Raw genomic sequence first — 18,264 nt, forward strand, 5'->3', positions numbered from 1 at the left:
GGTGACGCGGAATCTGCTAACCGGAGGCCACCATGTCCAGGATGAACCACCTCTCCACTGCCATTGTGCTGAGCCCAGGTGTCTGGCGGCAGTTCATTGAACCTGCCACAGGCGAGGAACCGGTTGGACAGGCCGCACTGCGCCTGGCTGGCCTACTCAATAGCGCGCTGACCTCTGCACCGCTCGCCTTGCACCGTCCCGTAGCAATGCGGCTCGACCTGCAGAGCAACGGCACTTCATTAGCTGCCCATTTGCCGCAGCTTCAACTGGCTCACGTCATACCACACAGCGGCCCGGCTTTTTTGCTCGTCCGACTGCCTGATGAGAGCGCGGTAGACATCGCCGCCCTCTGACCCATTCAGCACCGTCGCAGCCTCCTCTACCCCCACCGGGAACCCTTCCCGGCCGGGCAGCGTTCACCCCTTCACGACCGGAGAACGCCATGTCCGATATCTACCTGGACGTCACCAACAAGATCGTCAGTGCCCTGAGCCAAGGCGTGATCCCTTGGATCAAACCCTGGACCACCGCAGGTTCGAGCGCTGACTCTCCATTTCCCATCAACGCCATTACCCGGCGCCCCTACGCCGGCATCAACGTTCCACTCTTGTGGGCTGAGGCCCGGCTGCGAGGGTTCACCCAGGATCGCTGGCTGACCTTCAATCAAGCACGCAGGGCTGGCGGCCATGTGCGCAAGGGCGAGCAATCCACCCTCGCAGTGCTATACAAACCGATGAGCAAGGAGGCGCATGACGAGGACGGCCAGGTCGTTCGCGATGAACAGGGCAACATCAAAATGGTGCAGTTCGCGATCCTGCGCACGCATTGCCTGTTCAACATTGAGCAGACCGAAGGCTTGCCTGACGAGGAGCCAGCCTTCGACGAGCACACTGAACCCGCGACCTTCATCAATCATGAACCGGCCGAGCAACTGCTGGTCGCCAGCGGTGCGCGCATCGAGCATCGCTATAGCGATGACGCGTTCTACCAGCCGATTCGTGATCTGATCCAACTACCTACAAAGGCGCAGTTCGAGGACGTCGGCAGCTACTACGCAACGGCTCTGCATGAGCTGACACACTGGTCGGGCCACCGGTCGCGTCTGAACCGTGAAGGTATCACCGGCGGGCATGCATTCGGCTCTACGGCGTATGCCTTCGAGGAACTGGTCGCAGAAATGGGCGCCGCGTTTCTCTGCGCACTCACCGGTACCACGGGTGAGTTGCGTCACGAGGAGTACCTGGCGTCCTGGCTGAAGATCCTCAAGGAGGACAAACGCGCCATTTTCCGCGCCAGTGGTCAGGCCCGGGAAGCCTCTGAGTACCTGTTGGCCTTGCAGTCTGATCAAGCCACGGAGACGCCAGCTCGTCTCACCGCCTGATTCCACACACCCAGCAAAAAGGCCCCGATCCGGGGCCTTTATTTTGTCTGCAGCGCGACTTTTACCGCTCTCAGTAAGTCAGTGATTACTGCACCCAGCTCTCAACGGTGTCCGAGCCGTGCTCCTGCTTCCACTGCTTGAGGATCTTATGGTTGCCGCCCTTGGTTTCCACAACCTCACCGCTCTGCGGATGCTTGTAGCGTTTCACCTCGCGAGGCTTGCGCTGGCTGCTGCTGGACGCACTCACGGTCGGTACGCTGGGCCCCTTGGCCGGATCCAGAATGCTAATCACCTGGCGCAGGCCCATGCCGTACTGTTCCAGCAACGCTTTGAGTTTCTGTTCAAACTCGATTTCCTGCTTCAAACCGGAGTCGTTTTTCATGGCATCCAGCTGTTGCAGCTGCGCGGCCAGTTGCGCTTCCAGTGCTTTGAACTCGGCAAGTTTGGACATGAATGATGTACCTAGGTGTGGGACAAGTGCTGGGATAATAACTGAGACTGCGGATTTAGCCGAGGGTTTACTTAAAGCGCACGCGCTCTTGCGAGGTGCCGGTTAAAATGACCTCGCTTGGTCGCTCAATCAGACAAGTGCTGACACAGGTGCGCCACAAGTTGCTGCGGATTTGCGCTGTTTCCAATCTTGAACACGATATCGCGCTGGCTGCGCGGCAGCTTTTTCGCACAGCGCTTGGCTGCAGATCGGATGGCCGCATCAGTGCCATGAATCCGATCGGCCAATAACACGACCAATACCGCATCACTCAACGTCATCCGCGCCCCTGCTCTAGCAATCATGCCGGGCAGTCTACCCCCTGAACAAAGGGTCCGCTATTCCGATAGGCTGCCGATCCCGATGTGCCTGGCTTCGAATTATCACACGCGTGAAAAGGGCCAAGGCGGTAAAGGGTAACGGCGGCAATGGAAGGGGCGCAAGGGTAAGAGCTCTATCCGAAAAGGCAAAAGGACCTCCCGAACGAACAGCAGGTCATACGATGAAACGCTGGTGGTTAACATTTAAAAAAGGTGAGACGGCAGAGCCCACCCCCACGCCCATCGCCGAGGGCTTCCTGCTTCCCCAGTCGGCCGAATCTCTACTCGCCGCCGATCACCGGAGAAAGCTGCTCGAACGCATCTGGCAGTACACGGCCCTCTCCGAAGCGCAGTTTGATCGGCTCTACCTCGAGCCCATCCGTCGCTACGCCCGCTACGTACAGCAACTCCCGGCGAGTGAAAGCCATCATCACGCTTATCCTGGGGGGATGCTCGATCACGGGTTGGAGCTGGTGGCCTGCAGCTTGAAGCTACGCCAGTCCTACCTACTCCCCAGCGGCGCTGCACCGGAAGACCAGGCGGCACAAGCCGATGCCTGGAGCGCCGCGATTGCCTACGGTGCCCTGCTCCATGACATCGGCAAAATCGCCGTCGATTTGCAGGTGGAGTACCAGAACGCAGCGCGCTGGCACCCCTGGCACGGTCCCATAAACCAGCCCTACCGTTTCCGCTACAACCCCGACCGCGATTACAAGCTGCACGGTGCCGCGGCCGGGCTGCTCTATACGCAGCTCTTGCCGCCAGCCCTGCTCGACTGGCTCAGCAGCTTTTCCGAATTGTGGAGCCAATTGCTGTTCCTGCTAGCCGACCACTACGAGCACGCTGGGACCCTCGGGGAATTGGTGCTGCAGGCGGACCGAGTGTCCACCGCGCAAAACATCGGTGGCAATCCCGCAAAGGCTTTGCAGGCGCCCAAGCACTCGCTGCAGCATCATCTGCTCACGGGCCTGCGCCATCTGGTCAGAAACGAATTCAAGCTCAACCAGCCCGGCGCGGCCGGCTGGCTGACCGAAGACCACCTATGGCTGGTCAGCAAGACCACAACTGACAAGTTGCGTGCGCATCTACTGCCTCAATCGGTGGACGGTATTCCCTCCTCCAACATCGCTTTGTTCGATGAACTGCAGTCTCATGGCCTGGTCGACGCTACGCCAGAAGGCAAAGCAGTATGGAGTGCTACCGTCGCATGCGAAGGATGGCGGCACCGCTTTACTTTGCTCCGCGTCCAACCGCCCCTGATCTGGGCCGAGGGAGAGCGGCCTCGATGCTTCGCAGGAACAGTCGAGTTCAGCGCTGACGTTCCAGTAAAGGCGCTGGGTGACAGCGAATCGACCTCGTCCACGCCCCCATCTGCTTCGGCTAACGAAACGCCTGGAACTCTGCTAGCCAAGCAGGGCTCAATGTATCTCAATGACTTAGATACGTGGCGAGCCCAAGCCAGGCTGCAAGATGAATCGTATGATCGCGGCCGGAGTAAAGGACCTGCCCCTGCCAGCCACGCAGCGGGGCAGACCTTTATCAAATGGCTGCGCGAGGAAATCCATAGCCACCGTCTACTGATCAACGACAACAACGCAAAGGTTCATACGGTTAAGGGCACCTTTTTTTTAGTCACACCCAGCATTTTCCAGTACTACGCTGCGGAGCACTTAAGGGCCGAGAATGGCGTCAACGCGACGGGTGCATGGCGGCGCGCTCAACGCGATTTCGAACAGATGCGCGTTCATCTGAAGCAGCCGAACGGTCGCAACATCTGGACGTGCAGAGTGCAAGGCCCACGGAAAGCCAGCCGACTGAATGGCTACCTACTCAGCGAAGCTCAGACGCTTTCGAGCGAGCCACCGGCCGACAACAAGTTTCTAATATTGGACACAGATGGGTCGGGGCAGTCACGACGATGCTAATAAATTACTTCGCCTGTTAGACGGCCGCCTAGCCAGTGACTGCGTGAGCATGGCCCTCATGTGACGTGGCGGTATACCGTCTCCCTTAGCTACTAACAGCGTCACCGTCTTTGATCCTCGCCCCTTCGCCAGTTAGCTGCTGCCACACCTTGTCAATCGGTACATCATGCTGCTGCACTCTGACCCGCACATCCCACCCCTTTGTGACGTTTTGGTAGGTACATGAACCAGTTACGTAACCGACTGACCAACACATGACATCGCCCTGCTCGACGCGCGCCGAAGAGTCCAATTCGATAATTGTATAGCCGCCCTGGCTTTCAACCCAAATCGCAATTCGATCGACGACAATCCTGTCAACAACTCCCACAGTCAGCACTCGGATGTCCTCCATAGATCGCAACTGGGGATAGAACACGATTTGTCATCAAATTGCCACCCCTGGCGTACAGTATGCGAGCCTGCGTGTAGGTCTGTGCGATACCGAACAAGGATAATGATGCCGTACTCACAGGCCGTATGCACCAGGGAAAGGCACTCGACGCAACCGGCCGCTCTGCTTCGGTGCAGGTTTTGTGGGTCAGGTAGCTGATAATTTTTGGTCTACGCTCGATTGGCCTCGGCCAGGAGGCTCCCTCACAGAGCTCGTTCAACGCCTTACGCTGCCTTGAATCTGTGGCAATGGGTAATCAGCGGCCGCTTTCTATCTAACCTTTTTTTCAGCATCCTTGCAGTCTCCACCAACATTGGACACGAAATCAATAGTCTAATATAAGGCCATCATATCCTAAACCTAGCGGAAATTCCGGACAAGGATCATTAGGCTCAACTCCAAAGCGGCCTGCGCCTTTATTGCTACTCGTTCGTGCCTTAGTGGGAAGTTCCCATCACGTCAGAGACAACCCGGCGAACGATAGCGACATCAACATGATAATTAGCAAAATCGCTTGCACGAATATCAGTACGCAGAGATGCACTTAGCACTACATCCTGGGTTTTTTTCAATTCGGCAAGAACATTTGAAAATTGATATTCATGAACCAATAATAACATAACACACTCCACCCCTTGGACGAATTGCATTTTCATCTCAGGTAGCGTGAAAGCAAGCGCTACCCCACGTCGATACGAGGCAACCAGGTCTCGGGTAGCAGTGACTTCAAGGTTCAAAGACCGGTCAGCACAATTAAGCGTCGAAACTCGCGACTGACTGATCACATGTCCACACATCTGCAAAAACAACGACTCGTACCACTCCACAAGGCTCTCCTCTGCGACAGCGCGTTGCCAATATGTTGAATAAACCATCCATACCACTCTAACGGTGCCCGCAAGCGACTGCCTCATTTCACGACTTGCTTTTCAGCCGAGACGGTGCTAGCGGGTTACTCGCCGCCTCTACTATTAGCATGCCCATGCAGAAAAAACGCGTCGGGTAACGCTAAAGTCATCCGCCCCATGAACATCACAGTCTGCTCGAAGACGCGATTGGAATAATTCTGAACACATTCATGAGGATCTGAAGGAAAGGTACGCCGCACCAAGGCCATCAGAGTGGTGCGCGGCCAAACCATTCATGCCTCTTCCGGGGCTTTTGTGGCTGACCGAGCAACCATCCTGAGAGGATTGGCCGCGCCCCTACACAGAAATGACGAAGCCATAGCCCAGCTAATCGCATCAAATCGTAGACAACCCACGCTCACTCCATTGACAGCCCCCAGGCTTTTATCCTGCGCCCGCAATGGCGTGACCTTCGGATGATATCCGACGTAACCGAACGCCGTATCTTTATTTACGATGGATGGCGCGAAAAGCTGGCGTCGTCCGAATCCCGTCACAGAAGCCATAGGGAAGAATGGTCCCCTGAACAAGCGGCCGCCGCGCGGACGGGTTGATCGGAACATCCCTCGATTAAGAGCATGACGAGACACGTCGCGATCAACTAGCTCATGACTACCCACGACGAGCATTCTGACCGCGGCGAACGAATGAATCACGGCCAATGAAGCAAACCCATCCAAAAGCCTGCAGTAGCTGGCATAGTCAAAAATGACGATAGCTATCATGGTGGCACTATGGCATCACTCGCGCAAAGCTGATTGCCCAGACCTCGATAGGCGGGTTCAGCCCATCGCTGCGCGCTGGCGCGCCTGAAATTCTCTCAAGACGAACCAAGATGACGAGGATCACCCAAAAAAGAGAAATGTTGAGGCTCGCGATCATCAAATACCGCCAGCACCAATTAGAATAACTGACCAGCCCTGAGCACTGGCCTGCTCAGAGCCTTGTAAGCACCAGGTGAAATGGTTGTTCACGCGTCGAGCGAGCGCAGCCCGAGCTTGGCGCGAATTCATCCGAGTCAATGCTCGCTCGCAGCTTAGCTACAAGGCCCCTGATATGGAGATCCAACAATGGATAAACCTGACCCTCTGTTCACCGCTGTATGTTGCGTCTTTATTTCCCTAGCCATATTTTGGATCCCGCTCAGTTTCGTTATTAGTAAAATGCTGAACGACTAACTGCGGGGCATCCTCCGGATACATACCCCGGCCAGTCGTAGTCGATATGCATTTCACGTTGATCTTGAGCCCACCCACTTCGCAAGCTCAGGAACGACCCCGAACGCTCAGCTCGGCCGCATCAACCATTTTATCGCGCGCGGACGTGTGATACCACCCAGCGTGACTGATTCACGACTCCAGGAGGCGTTCTCACCAAATTCTCACACACCGGGCCTCGCAACTTCCTTATGCATCTATCCGCGTTTTCTGGCACTAGGCGTTGACAAGCGCCATCGTTCCATCGAAAAATTCGAACGACGGTAGCACAACATTCTCCAGACTCGTGCAATCGTCCTTGGAGAGCTATAATAATCAGCGCAGGGCAGACGAGGCGGACGGATTGTTGTTGCAATCACCGTGATTCAGCGTCATAAGGTCTTCACGTAGAGGATGCCAGAGGCCGGTTGCACCTGCAACTGCAGGTATACCCTTTTCCTTGGGAACTTTAATATGAGTTGTAATGTGAGCGAAGAAGAAATGCGCCAAGCGCTTTTCGGATCCTCGAACTCTGCTCCAACTAAAAGCAGAGAAAAACCTTCAGCCAGCACCCAACAGGCGGTCGCTTCCCACCGCGTTCGGCAGAAATCGTCGGCGCCGCGCCTTCAAGTGAAGCTGCGAGTCGCGAAAGTATTCGAGGGGGAGGAAGAAATCTTCACCTATGAGGCGAGCACCTTGAGTACCTTGGTCGCCGAGCAAGAGGCCCGGAAAGCGGCAAAGAGAAAACACTTCAAATACTTTGAACTCATCTCAATCCTTGCGGTGTAAGCAGTGAAAAGGGCAGTTCGCGCTTGTATCTCAGGATGGCTAGGCCGAAAAGTCTGGAGCATGGGGACCAGATGAGTGGGACTCCAGGATTTACACCTCCCACAGCGCCAGCAAATATTTAAGGACGTATAGACAAAATAAAGTACTTCATTTGCCCTGCCTACAAAGCATCGCATCTTGTAGGACTGGAGCAAATTGAGGCGCCCCGACGTCAGCCGGGTCAGCTCTACCCGAGCTTCCTGACGGACGCTGATCGCAGATGTGTTTGACGCTTGTGAGTCCAGGCTTGCCGCCTCGTCACTCCCCACGGATGCCTGTAGAAGCTTGCCGTTGTGTCGTGCGCCTGTGATGCTCATGACGAATGATGCCCCGCGGATTTCCGCATTGGGAAAACTTCTATACAACCTTCCGAAGTGGAGCGCTCAGGGCACGGTTGAGCAGATAGACGACCGATTTTGTGCCCAATAACGAAAGCGGACGGAGCGTGATGAGAAGCCGTCAGGTGCTGGTCTCGATTCCCAGCCAACTCGTAGCTCTTCTCACGGCGGCGAAAGTGCATATTACGCCGACAAGTTAAAAGAGCGCGATAGAGGCCTGACCGTTGATACCTTGAGCCTGCTTAGTACAGTCTGCATCAATGGCGCCAGGTGGCAGGATCGAGATTCTGTGGACGAGCCTATGACATCCTCAATGGGCGAGCCCCCGTCAGTGAATACTCTGGTCGTTGAGAGGGCATAAGCTGGAGAACCCGTTCAGAGGATCAACACCGTGGACAACGACCTGGAAGCGGACGGAGGGCGAGCATGCAAGCGAGCCTATGCATTCGGACCGTATGCGCCAGCTGTTTGACAACATAGTCCTCACCCTGCGGATTCGCGCTGATCGCTGTAGCCGCTACGCAAGATACCGGCGCCATGCTGGAGGAACCTATACAATTTTGGTCCAAGCAATTCGATCGCGTAAGCAGCAGCCTTAATCACGTCAGCCTTGACTTCCTCCGCCTCGGCTGAATCAAAGGCGCTCTACGGCAATACCAGCAATCACAACGGCGGCAATGCGCCCATCCGTTGGCTGGACTGTTAAAAAACCCAATGGTTGCGGGCCAACGAGATTTTGCTTTTTGGCCGTGACTGCTAAAATGTTCAATTTTGTCCCAACCATAGAAACTAGAGGTTTTGGCGATCACGACTCACCGGGGCTTTTTCGTTTCAGGAAGTGGACGAAGAAGAACCCGGGGCTATCGGGGTTTTGGCGTCATTCGCTGATGCGGAGCTCCGCTTTATGCCCAGCACTCTTTTGAGCGTCTGTCGCTTGGGTACCTGAGCTAAATCCGGCGCCGGGCGCCATCGCCTGCATTGAGCTGTCCAAGCTCGAGGCATGATGCTTCCAGTTCGACGCCATCGCGGCGGCGCATAGCAATACAAACAAAATCATCATCTGTATTGCTAATCTCGAAATTGTCAACATGCTACCTCCGGTGCTCGGTCTCATTTTATAGAAGCATACACCCATTTCATTTCGATTACTGGGGCGACGGCAAGACCGAGCTTTACGGAACTGAAGGCAACGTCGTCCTTCTGCAGGTCGTTGCCGTACATCCTGGGGAGGTGAAGGTGAATGCCAGCTGTGAACATCGTGCGCTCAAGACAGCCGCCTTTCACTGCGGGAACGAAGGCTATACGGCGAGCTTAGCGGGCATCCTCCGGAAAGCAAGGCAGTCCCGTTGTCAGCGCTCTTTACGAGCTTGCCAAGCGAAGTGGAGCGCCGGAAGTTTTGAGTAAGGCGCCTCCATAGCCACTCTCAGGAGCGCCATCTCAACGGCGGTCGCTTTGTTGATCTGTCACCATGAGTTGTGCAGCGTCACCCTCTTCGTAGACGTGGCCGCCGAGCACCTTGAGCTGATAGTGCATAATCCCCTGGATCAGCGACTCAGTCAGGATTTTCATGGCTCAATCTCCTCTGCGGCGCGTCAAGAGCCTTCGCTTCGTGGTAAAGCCTCATGTCCTCGACTGCCTAGAACATCTGAGCGGCGTCAGGCATGCATTTTTTAAGGCTTCGCCTGACTGCTCAGCTCCAGTCATTTGACTGGGGCATTATAGGATGCCTCACAGGCCCGGTCAGCTCTTCGGGCTCGGTCATACGCTTTCGCTAACTCTGAGGCTTCAGCCGGTGCGAGCAGGCCAGAGAACACCGGCCGCACGGGTCGCTGCTTCGCGATCAACCGATCAATAATAGAGAAAGGATGAAGGGAAAGCGCCTAATGATAGCCACTTGCTTTTATAGGTGGATCCGAGTATCTAGGCAGTGAAGTCTTTAGTTCAGCTCACCCTCTTGATGCTCGCTGAGCTTTCTATTGATACAGGTGGGGAGGCAGGGTTGAACTCCACTTTTTAAGACGCAGGTCTCCCCCTTGCCATCCAACACCGCACCCAAATTCGCAGCTGTAAAAACCATTACCCAGGTTTCCGTTTTCAGCCAACCGGACCTAAATGGTTCAGATGCTAACCCTGGTAACGGAACCGAAAACGCCAACTTGGCGAGCATCATCAAATCGGTCATCAACAACGGCGGCAACTACAGTCTGGATACCTCGATCCGGAGCTTCACCGATCCTGACTTCGCGACCAAACTGGCAGGCAGCGGCTTTTTCTTCATGACCGACATGGAGAGCGGGAATCCGAGCTCGGCTGCGTTCCTGCCAAACTCTGCCCAAGATGCACTTGAGAGCTGGGTGGGCAGCGGCGGCGTGATCATGATGACCGGTACGGCTGGTGCGTCTGACGCTCAATTCCTAAATACGGTGTTCGGGTGGGATCTTACGGCCCAAGGCGGAGTAAGCTGGAACCTCAACAGCGAGAATGCAGCTGGGACACCTTTTGAAGGTGGTCCGACAACCTTAAACAACCTGTCTGCGACTGACTCAATTGGCAGGGGCACGGTAGCCAATTTTAAGGCGATCTATGGCACGGATGATAACGCAACTGTCGCGGTGATTTCGTATGGCGCCGGCACCGTCATTTTCCTTGGCTTTGATTACTACAACGCCGGTATCGCCGGAACGGGCTTCCAGGCCGACGCGCCTCAGTATCTGCAGGATGTGACTACCGGGACCGCCAGCACGGATGCTTGGGTCACCGAAATGATTCCTCGTGCAATGCAATACTCTGCTAAGCTGTCCTCCGCCTACACCCTCAAGCAAAGCGGAGCCGGCCTTACGTCAAGCAACACTCTGGTGGTCTCAGACGAAGACAGCAACATCGTCACCGTTACCGCGGCGGCGCTCACGGCCGTGCAGAAAGACAGTACCGGAGCGGTCATGGCATCCAACAGCCTTCAGCCTCCTGACAGCCACCTGCTGGAGATGATTACCTTTTTCGCCGACGCCAGTGCTTGATGGTACGAAGGTAGAAGGCAGCCTAATCTGGACATTCGACTCTGGCAATGAAGCCTTCCGCTACCTTAAAGCGGGGGAACAGCTGCTCTTGGAGTACGCGCTTGTTGCCGACGACGGCAATGGCGGAACCGAGCAAACTACGCTGCAGCTGGTGATCTCGGGCACAAACGACCTCCCGACAATCCAGGGCGTACCTGTGTCGCGCGAGGCGGTCACCGTTGGGATTCCAGCCACCTTAGCCCACATCAACGTGCAGGATGTAGATGCTACCGAGCTGACGGTCAGCCTGACTGCCGAGAACGGGCAGATCGGTGGCCTCAGCGGTTGGACCAAGGCCGATAGTGTCTGGTCCAAGACCGCTACGGCTGATGTGCTCAACGCAGCCTTGGCCAATGCGACCTTCATCGCAACGCGAAAAGGCGATGCCAGCATCGAGGTGAGCGTCACTGATGAAACCGGCACCGCTGTCAAAACGGTTTACGACCTGAAGGCCAAGTCGCCTGTTGTTAACCCGACCGTTGAAGTGGACGGTGTTGGCGTTACCTATTCGGATGCATGGCTGCCGACTGGCGATCTTGGGCGGCAGGTCGATATTCCTGTTATCACTGCCGGTCGTACCGAGCAAACCGGCGCCGCCAACGTTGCGGATATTCCGCTGGTGAAGACCGGAAACGCGCTACTGCTTTCAGCACAGTTGCCGATCGGCTTCGGCCTGAAAGCCCTAGGCGGCAATGTAAGCACCGCCGCGAATTCGCTGGCGAATCTGATTGAGTCGATCAAGGCGGTCAGCGCCGTCAACAGCCACGACCTGGAGCACCTGACCAGTAATGGTTCTGCCTTCCTCGCTGGCCTGTCAGGTGACTCAGCGCTGCTGGTGCAAACCCTGACGCCGGTAGCCACCGGCAATGCCGCGCCTTCGGCACCGCTGGTCATCAATGGCTCGATCCACGCCAATCAGCACACTGCACTGGTCATCGATGCATCTTCCTTGCCGGCCGGTAGCACCCTTCAGCTGAACAATGTCGACTTCGCCTCGGTGGTTGGTGCGGTTACGGTGATCGGCTCCAAGACGGGACAGATGTTCAGCGGGGATGGAGAGAGCCAGACCTTCGTGCTAGCTGGTAACAGCGGCAGCCAAGCTTACGCCGGTGGCGGCAATGACACCATCGCGGTCAATGCTGCGGCGCCGGGGGGCTCGGCCAGCTCCAGCCTGGTACACGGTGGTTCGGGTGCCGATACGCTGGCCTTTAGTGGCGCACGCTCGGACTATGTGATTGAGCAGCGCGACGGCAGCGTGGTAGTCAGCCGTGTCGATGCCCCCTCGCAACAGACCATGCTCATCAACGTAGAAAGCCTGCAATTTAGCGACGGCAACATTGGCGTCGAGTCGCGCTCAGAACTGGGTTTGATCGCCGGCCTGTACCATAACATTCTTAGTCGCCAGGCCGACCTCGACGGTTTCGAGTACTGGGGCCTGCAGCAGAGCAGTGGCAGCCAGAGCCTAGGACAGATTGCCCTTAGCATGATTGCTTCATCTGAAAATTTCGCCGCGGGCCATGGCTTCACCAACGATATAGGTATCGATCTTGAAGTGTTGTACCGCAGCCTGTTCAACCGGGACGCTGATGCTGACGGCAAAGCTTACTGGACCGGGCAAATGCAGGGCGGGATGAGTCTGCAAGACGTTGCCAACTCGATGGTGGGGTCGATCGAGATGAGCGCCAACACGCAGCGGGTAGGAGAGTGGGACTTTACTATCTAATTTGAAATGAAATCCAGGAAAAGCCTTTTCGGAGGCTTTTCTTCAGACATCAAACCGGCGCGTGTACCAGCCCCAGCTTCGTGCCCGACCCGACAGGTATAGCCAAGAAATACGCGGTCTGCACTATGGCTTATGACGATTCCGCTCCCCCAAAGGGGCCGTCGCCTAGCCAGCCTTTTCGCTCACCCTCGCCCGTCAGCCCCCACGCCATATCCTCATCCTTCACCCCACCCTTCCACGTCACATAGCGCGAGCCACCACCAATCCGTAGCGTGGCAAGCTCCAGGCCCGCCCGCCGCTTATCCGCATCCAGGGCGAGCAGCCTCTCGTAGAACAGCGCATCACAGACGGCGCGGGGGCAGCTGGTTCTGTCAGTAAAGTCCGTCATGGATCACCCCGGCCTCGCCGCGCTCGATGTGGTGGAACAGCGGCTTGACGATCTAGGACCCTGACGCCAGGTCGGTATTGAAGTACAGTGGAGCTGTGTAGATCGGACGGTTGAGCACCTGATAGCGAAGGTCGTCGGCCAGCACCCACTCGCCCTGATATAGGCCCGCAGCTGCAGCGGGTCGAGGAAACGGCCAGTCATGGCGCACCACCGATGGTGACTGCAGCTCAAGTTTGCGCGATAGAGGCGTTGACCAGAATCCGGTTGGGGGCGCACGTAAGTTGGCGCAGCGCAGTAAGCATTGGCGGCGTAGATCAGGGCCTGGAGGGCACAACTCTGGAGCACAAGCAGGCCGGCCAGCAGAATGACGTTTTCATGCCACCCTCCTCCATTGCCTGCTGAGCATCGGACCGCAGGAAAGTTGGTGATCCATCGTCGGCAGGTCGGCGGCCCGTTCCGAGGCCTCTGGCAGCTCGATGGGCTGGCGGCGTCCGTGGCCTGCTCGAGTAATCCAGTACCCGTCCCTAGCGCGAACGTTGTGCTAGGCCAGGTGTGCCGGCGACGCGCACGGCTGTGTACGCAGCCCTGGAGCATAACGATGTGCCCACGGCCGCGTTCGTCCGGCTGTTGCTGTGGACCAATCGGCGTCACTGCCCGCCTAGGGCGAGGCTCAGTAGACCTCGGCCTTGTCCCTTGTCCCTTGTCCCTTGTCCCTTGTCCCTTGGCACTTGACACCCCGGCAAGCCGCACCGGCAGACCTGGGACATCGACTCAGCGCGTGAGCCTGACATTTTCGCGGGCAGAGTTTGAGCGTCGGGGGCGATGGCTGAGGCGCGGATTTGTTGCAGCATGAGCTCTGCAGACGAGAAAGCCCCGATTGGTGGGCCATGAAATAGGTGCGCTATGATCTGTCCATCACAGAGAGAGGGGACTGATGAAAAATCTATGGATGGGTGTAGCGCTTACGGTAGCGGTGAGCGGGTGCGGGACTGTCCGAACTATATCGAGCGAGTCAAAGTCCGCGAACGACCTGGCGAAATGGCAGACCTATTGCCACACCATTCCCCGGGTGTACAGCGGCATTGCGTATCAGTTTTGCAATTTGAATGGGCCGCAAAGAACGCGGGCTCACTGGGCGCCATTCCCGATCCTGATCGACATGGCGGCGTCGGGTATTGCCGATACAGTCATTCTTCCGTACACCGGCTACCAGCAATACAAACGCGGCAATATACTCATCCGGAGGTTTGAGTATTGATCCGCAGGTGCTGATATAGGTCTGAACGGCTGGGGATGTTTGCATCAGGTTGAAGCTGTTACGGCCACTCCTGCTCATTCATCTCGGCACTGATCGAGTCATTGGCACGGCACCAGCAGCTCAGCCTCACAATCAAGGCAGGTCTGTACATGATCACACACCGCCGCTGAGGCCAGCGCGATTACCTGATCGCCCGTCAGCTCGACGAAGCCTGACACCGTCTACCACTTGATGCGCTACTCCGGATCAAGCGAGGCAGCGACGCAGCACCCGTCAGCAGCGACTGGCTGTCGCGCTCGGTGTTGACTGCCAGGCTCTCGACGACTGCATCAACGGCTTCAGCCCGGATTTGGCGATCTGCGATGCGCTGTGCCCACGTCTCGGTGAGAGCTGCCTTTTTTCTTCTTCGCTCAGCGACACCGGATCATGGGTAACAGCTAGGCAGAATTGCAGGCCAGATCAAGCGGAAAGCTAGAGCTCTAGAACTGTACCGCGGCAAGTCGATTCTCGATGCGACCCTCTTCAAGCAGGAGCCCGAGGTCTCTCAAGCCACAACTGGATTCGGTCTGGCGAGAGGTGTGATGACGGATGCTATATCCTGTGAAGCTAGCCGACTGCAAGTGGGTTGGGGCTCAAGCACGTGAGGGTCTGGGAGCAAGCCAATCCCCCCTACTAAACGATTGCGTGTTAGTCGCGATGGACGGCAAAATCAAAACACCGCCAGAGACAACCTGATGTTGCTGACCGAGGACATTCTGCCACTTCAACCAGATACGCAAGTACCCCGCTGAGCTACAGCGAGTAATTCTCTTCCAGCACAAACTCAAAAGAGCGACACGGAAGAAGACCGATGAAAAATAAGCTCAGCGACCTGCGTGACCACCTGTTCGTCCAACTGTAGGCCATCCGCCCGGCCAGCGAGGAAAAACTGGCGAAGGAAGTCAAGCGTGCCCAGTCCGTCTCTGATATCGGTCGGGTATTGATCGATAGCGCCAAGACCGAGATCGAGTACTTCCGTCGTATCGGCGGGGAGCATAGCTCAAGCTCCTCATCAAATCCAAAGCAGCCCTGCCTCGCGCGAAAAGAGCTCGCTCATGGAGCCCTGAGTACGGGGGAACGAATGCGTCAGCTGCTGAGTTCTCCCGATCTAACCTTTCCGACCAAGCTGATAGTCGTAAAGCGCTATGCTAGCCACCTTCGAGCGCTGCTTGAGGGGAAATGATTGGTATATTGTGAGCCAGCTGGACAAGACACCTTCGGCTTAAACGCCGTTCCTCGGTAAAAGATGTGTTCGGGGGCCAAGAGGGTTAGCCAGATCTCGCGCCGTCATTGGAAAAAAGTGGTTGCTCTCAGGTAGTCACTGGTCGATATCGGCAAGTGGCTTCACTAAACGATGTTGAGTTGAAGACTCAATGGAGTTGAGGGGATCTGCGACCTTTAGGAGGTGCATCGTGGGGCAGTGAAGGCGAATGCCAGCTGCGAGACAGTGCAATTCAAGCAGTCCGTTTCACTCCGGGAGCTTAGGTAGCGCGGCGAGTCTGTCAACAATTGGGGTCGAACCGCTGCAGCTGGTTCAGCAGTATGCGATCGGCCTGTTCCTTGGTGATCGTCATGCCAGTCTTTACCCCCCGTAGGGCCATAGCCGATAGTCCAGACGTCTACAGAATCTTGGTACGCCTGCAGGCGTAGGCCTTCGGACGACTTGCTCAGGCTCAAGCCGCGTTGCGAGGTTCGCGTCGGTTTTCTCCAGGATCAAGTAGGGTAAGGAATTATTTCCTCAGCCCTCTCACCCCTGGCGGTTTCGCATACGGCTGTGCAATTAATACGCTGGAACCCCTGCACAGTGCCGCGCAGTGTGACCAGCCGCATTTTGGAGGAATACAGCGGTGGCACGGGCTGGTTCATGTGGGGATCTTGAGTTCAACATACGGCTATGCCCAAGTCACCTTGCGTAAGGTATCACTCAGAGCACCGGCTTAGGAGATATACCCCGCCGCAAATCGAGACCCTATGACCTGACTGCCTTTTAAGAGACTCTGTATCTAATCCATTCCATCGTACGAACGATCACAGGGAAAGATAAAAAATGCAACTCAACGATCCAACCAGCACTTCGAGGTGGAAATCCCATAACGAGCACCACAGAGGCCGTCCAGCATCATCGCTTCTTTCCAAAGCACTCGAACTTGCTAGCACTCAAAAAAACTCTAAAAAAGCTGTGGATCTGGGCTGCGGCTCTGGCAACGATACTCGCGCTTTTCTTCAAGCTAGCTGGGGCGTTCTAGCTATTGACCGAGAGCAGGCCGCAATCGAAATGGTGCACGTTACGGGTCGGGATCACCGTGTTGCAAAGCTAGAAACAGCTACCAACTGTTTGAAAGCATCGAGCTCTTGTCAGCTGCGTCATTGATCCATGCAGGAATGGCCTTACCAGCCTGCCATCCCGATCAGTTTGCAAAATTCTGATCAGTTGTGATATCTGCGCTTCTGCCGGCAGGCGTTTTCGTGGGCCAACTCTGCAGCGACAAAGATGATGAGACATCCGATACGGCGAGAACTTTTTCATCCTGAGCTAGAGGATCAAACCCATGTTCGCAGCGGCGCGTTTGCCGCTGGGTGGTGACCTAGCAAAGACCCAGTTCTTGCGCCCCAGCCTAAGGCCGGATCTGGTTTTCACACCAATTGTCTCAATGGCTACAGGCCCGTCATCGAGGTAGCACGAGAATGTCGGCCAGCGTTTCAAGCTGTAATTCAAGACTTTGCCGGTGGCTGAACCGTTGTGCACGATATCGCGTTGGGCAACCCTCCAGGCAGTCAAAACATCCATCACCAGTACCGCTTTCTCTTGCCGTATTCGGCGACGTATGTCCGGCTCCCGATCCTTGATTTCCCCATTGATCTTGTACCAGGGCTGCAGGTAACGCAAGACAATGCGTCCTGCGCCGTGCATGGCTGGCTTTACGATCAGAGCCAGCTCACCCGACGGCAGTGTGAAGACGCGCTGTCGCGCCCTGCGCGCCGAAGGCGTTGCACACTGGCGCACCTGGCTGATGTGGGCCGGGTGATGCTCGGCGGCGCCGAACACTACAACTCAGGCACGTTGGGTTTTCCCCGCATGGACCCTGAGAAGACGAAGCCCCGGCGAACTGTGATCACCAGGGCTTCTACTTTCTCTGATGGGGACAAAAGAGAACGCTGCGCGGATAGTAGCAGTTGCGCGCCCGAAAGCGAAACCCCGGTGGTTCGCAATCACCGAGGTATCTATTTTTGCTCCAGCGCCCTTGTTTTCGAATTGAGAATGTAGGGCGAATCCTGGCTGAAACAAGATCGAGGATCTAATCAGACGACCATAGTATTAGGCGATGAGTAGGCTGGACCCTAGTGCTATATTGGCCGCCGCTTGGAACCCTCGCTCAAGGAATGAGAATGTCTCGACTTATTGTGTTCGCACTCGCAGCGCTTCTAATAGCAGGTTGCTACATCGCTTGGTCACTAGACCCATCATGGGTCGCCCCGGGGTGGCGCCCCCTTTAGATTCATACCTCAATCGCCCAAAGGCCCGCCATGTAGCGTTTCAGCTGGAGAAGATGATGCCGATCACCGGTCAGCAGCTGCTGCGGATCGTCCCCAAAGCTCGCCTAGCCGCGGGCATCTTTTTGGTGCGCCCGGCAAGCCCCGGGATGCCAATGGAAGCGGTAGAGATTTCGAACGTCGCCCCGTGCGGGTTCATCTATCGGACGCCTGGGCCGGCCGAAACGGGTTGTGGCTCAAGGTAAAAGGCGCCTCAATGACCTCGCCTAACGGAATGTCTTTTCCAGAAGGGTGAATCGCCCCGGATTCTCTAGACACCTTGCAAGCTCATTGCGTAACGCTTTTCAAACTCTACCGGTGATAGCTGATTGTTGAAACCATGGCGGCGTTTTACGTTGTAGAACATCTCGATGTAATCGAACACATCACTCCGAGCATCTTCCCGCGTGGTATAGATTTTTCGCTTGATCCGTTCCCGTTTCAGAAGCT

The 18,264-nt window shown here is 56.3% G+C and carries 15 protein-coding genes; 7 read left to right on the forward strand and 8 right to left on the reverse strand.

Translation table 11 applies throughout. From position 1 onward, the window contains the following. The first annotated feature begins 32 nt into the window (after positions 1 to 32). Positions 33 to 353 carry a hypothetical protein gene (locus tag QMX96_RS08385; RefSeq protein WP_282361603.1) on the forward strand — a complete coding sequence of 107 codons (321 nt, stop codon included), beginning with the start codon at positions 33 to 35 and terminating at the stop codon, positions 351 to 353. Positions 354 to 442: 89 nt separating this feature from the next. After that, the gene (locus QMX96_RS08390) at positions 443 to 1,381 is read left to right on the forward strand and encodes a zincin-like metallopeptidase domain-containing protein (RefSeq protein ID WP_282361604.1); all 939 of its coding nucleotides are present in this window, start codon (positions 443 to 445) and stop codon (positions 1,379 to 1,381) included. An 85-nt stretch (positions 1,382 to 1,466) separates the two neighbouring features. Here the strand turns inward: QMX96_RS08390 and QMX96_RS08395 are convergent, their stop codons facing one another. Both QMX96_RS08395 and QMX96_RS08400 read right to left on the reverse strand, forming a co-directional pair. Continuing rightward, positions 1,467 to 1,832, reverse strand: a complete 366-nt coding sequence (locus tag QMX96_RS08395; protein WP_282361605.1) for a histone-like nucleoid-structuring protein, MvaT/MvaU family — start codon at positions 1,830 to 1,832, stop codon at positions 1,467 to 1,469. Positions 1,833 to 1,957: 125 nt separating this feature from the next. Beyond that, the gene (locus tag QMX96_RS08400; RefSeq protein WP_282361606.1) at positions 1,958 to 2,152 is read right to left on the reverse strand and encodes a hypothetical protein; all 195 of its coding nucleotides are present in this window, start codon (positions 2,150 to 2,152) and stop codon (positions 1,958 to 1,960) included. A gap of 221 nt (positions 2,153 to 2,373) precedes the next feature. Between QMX96_RS08400 and mobH the strand changes: the two genes are divergently transcribed. After that, positions 2,374 to 4,116 (forward strand): MobH family relaxase, encoded by a 1,743-nt coding sequence (gene mobH / locus QMX96_RS08405; RefSeq protein ID WP_282361607.1) that lies wholly within the window; start codon positions 2,374 to 2,376, stop codon positions 4,114 to 4,116. An 870-nt stretch (positions 4,117 to 4,986) separates the two neighbouring features. Here mobH and QMX96_RS08410 read toward each other — a convergent pair. Then, positions 4,987 to 5,376, reverse strand: a complete 390-nt coding sequence (locus QMX96_RS08410; protein ID WP_282361608.1) for a hypothetical protein — start codon at positions 5,374 to 5,376, stop codon at positions 4,987 to 4,989. A gap of 1,763 nt (positions 5,377 to 7,139) precedes the next feature. Between QMX96_RS08410 and QMX96_RS08415 the strand changes: the two genes are divergently transcribed. Continuing rightward, on the forward strand, positions 7,140 to 7,442 hold the full coding sequence (locus QMX96_RS08415; RefSeq protein ID WP_282361609.1) for a hypothetical protein: 303 nt from the start codon (positions 7,140 to 7,142) through the stop codon (positions 7,440 to 7,442). 1,254 nt (positions 7,443 to 8,696) lie between these two features. Here the strand turns inward: QMX96_RS08415 and QMX96_RS08420 are convergent. Together QMX96_RS08420 and QMX96_RS08425 are read right to left on the reverse strand one after the other, a co-directional pair. Beyond that, the gene (locus QMX96_RS08420) at positions 8,697 to 8,909 is read right to left on the reverse strand and encodes a hypothetical protein (RefSeq protein ID WP_282361610.1); all 213 of its coding nucleotides are present in this window, start codon (positions 8,907 to 8,909) and stop codon (positions 8,697 to 8,699) included. 347 nt (positions 8,910 to 9,256) lie between these two features. Beyond that, positions 9,257 to 9,388 carry a hypothetical protein gene (locus tag QMX96_RS08425; protein WP_282361611.1) on the reverse strand — a complete coding sequence of 44 codons (132 nt, stop codon included), beginning with the start codon at positions 9,386 to 9,388 and terminating at the stop codon, positions 9,257 to 9,259. A gap of 464 nt (positions 9,389 to 9,852) precedes the next feature. Here QMX96_RS08425 and QMX96_RS08430 point away from each other — a divergent pair, with 464 nt between their 5' ends. The 3 genes from QMX96_RS08430 to QMX96_RS08440 all read left to right on the forward strand — a co-directional run bounded on the left by QMX96_RS08430 (position 9,853) and on the right by QMX96_RS08440 (position 14,244). Further along, positions 9,853 to 10,836, forward strand: a complete 984-nt coding sequence (locus QMX96_RS08430; protein ID WP_282361612.1) for a hypothetical protein — start codon at positions 9,853 to 9,855, stop codon at positions 10,834 to 10,836. Continuing rightward, complete coding sequence (locus QMX96_RS08435; protein WP_282361613.1) at positions 10,829 to 12,598, forward strand: DUF4214 domain-containing protein; 1,770 nt, start codon at positions 10,829 to 10,831, stop codon at positions 12,596 to 12,598. The genes QMX96_RS08430 and QMX96_RS08435 overlap by 8 nt, the downstream gene beginning before the upstream one ends. A 1,337-nt stretch (positions 12,599 to 13,935) precedes the next feature. Continuing rightward, entirely contained in the window at positions 13,936 to 14,244 is a 309-nt protein-coding gene (locus QMX96_RS08440) for a YceK/YidQ family lipoprotein (protein WP_282361618.1), read from the forward strand. 823 nt (positions 14,245 to 15,067) lie between these two features. Here the strand turns inward: QMX96_RS08440 and QMX96_RS08445 are convergent. The 3 genes from QMX96_RS08445 to QMX96_RS08455 all read right to left on the reverse strand — a co-directional run. After that, on the reverse strand, positions 15,068 to 15,280 hold the full coding sequence (locus QMX96_RS08445; protein WP_282361614.1) for a hypothetical protein: 213 nt from the start codon (positions 15,278 to 15,280) through the stop codon (positions 15,068 to 15,070). Positions 15,281 to 16,816: 1,536 nt separating this feature from the next. Continuing rightward, positions 16,817 to 17,329 (reverse strand): transposase, encoded by a 513-nt coding sequence (locus QMX96_RS08450; RefSeq protein WP_282361615.1) that lies wholly within the window; start codon positions 17,327 to 17,329, stop codon positions 16,817 to 16,819. Between the two features lie 756 nt (positions 17,330 to 18,085). Beyond that, positions 18,086 to 18,264 (reverse strand): IS3 family transposase (locus QMX96_RS08455; RefSeq protein ID WP_282361619.1); only part of this gene is annotated, 179 nt, incomplete at its 5' end.

This window comes from Pseudomonas sp. PS01300, from assembly GCF_029960155.1.
GTDB classification, from domain to species: Bacteria; Pseudomonadota; Gammaproteobacteria; order Pseudomonadales; family Pseudomonadaceae; genus Aquipseudomonas; species Aquipseudomonas palmensis.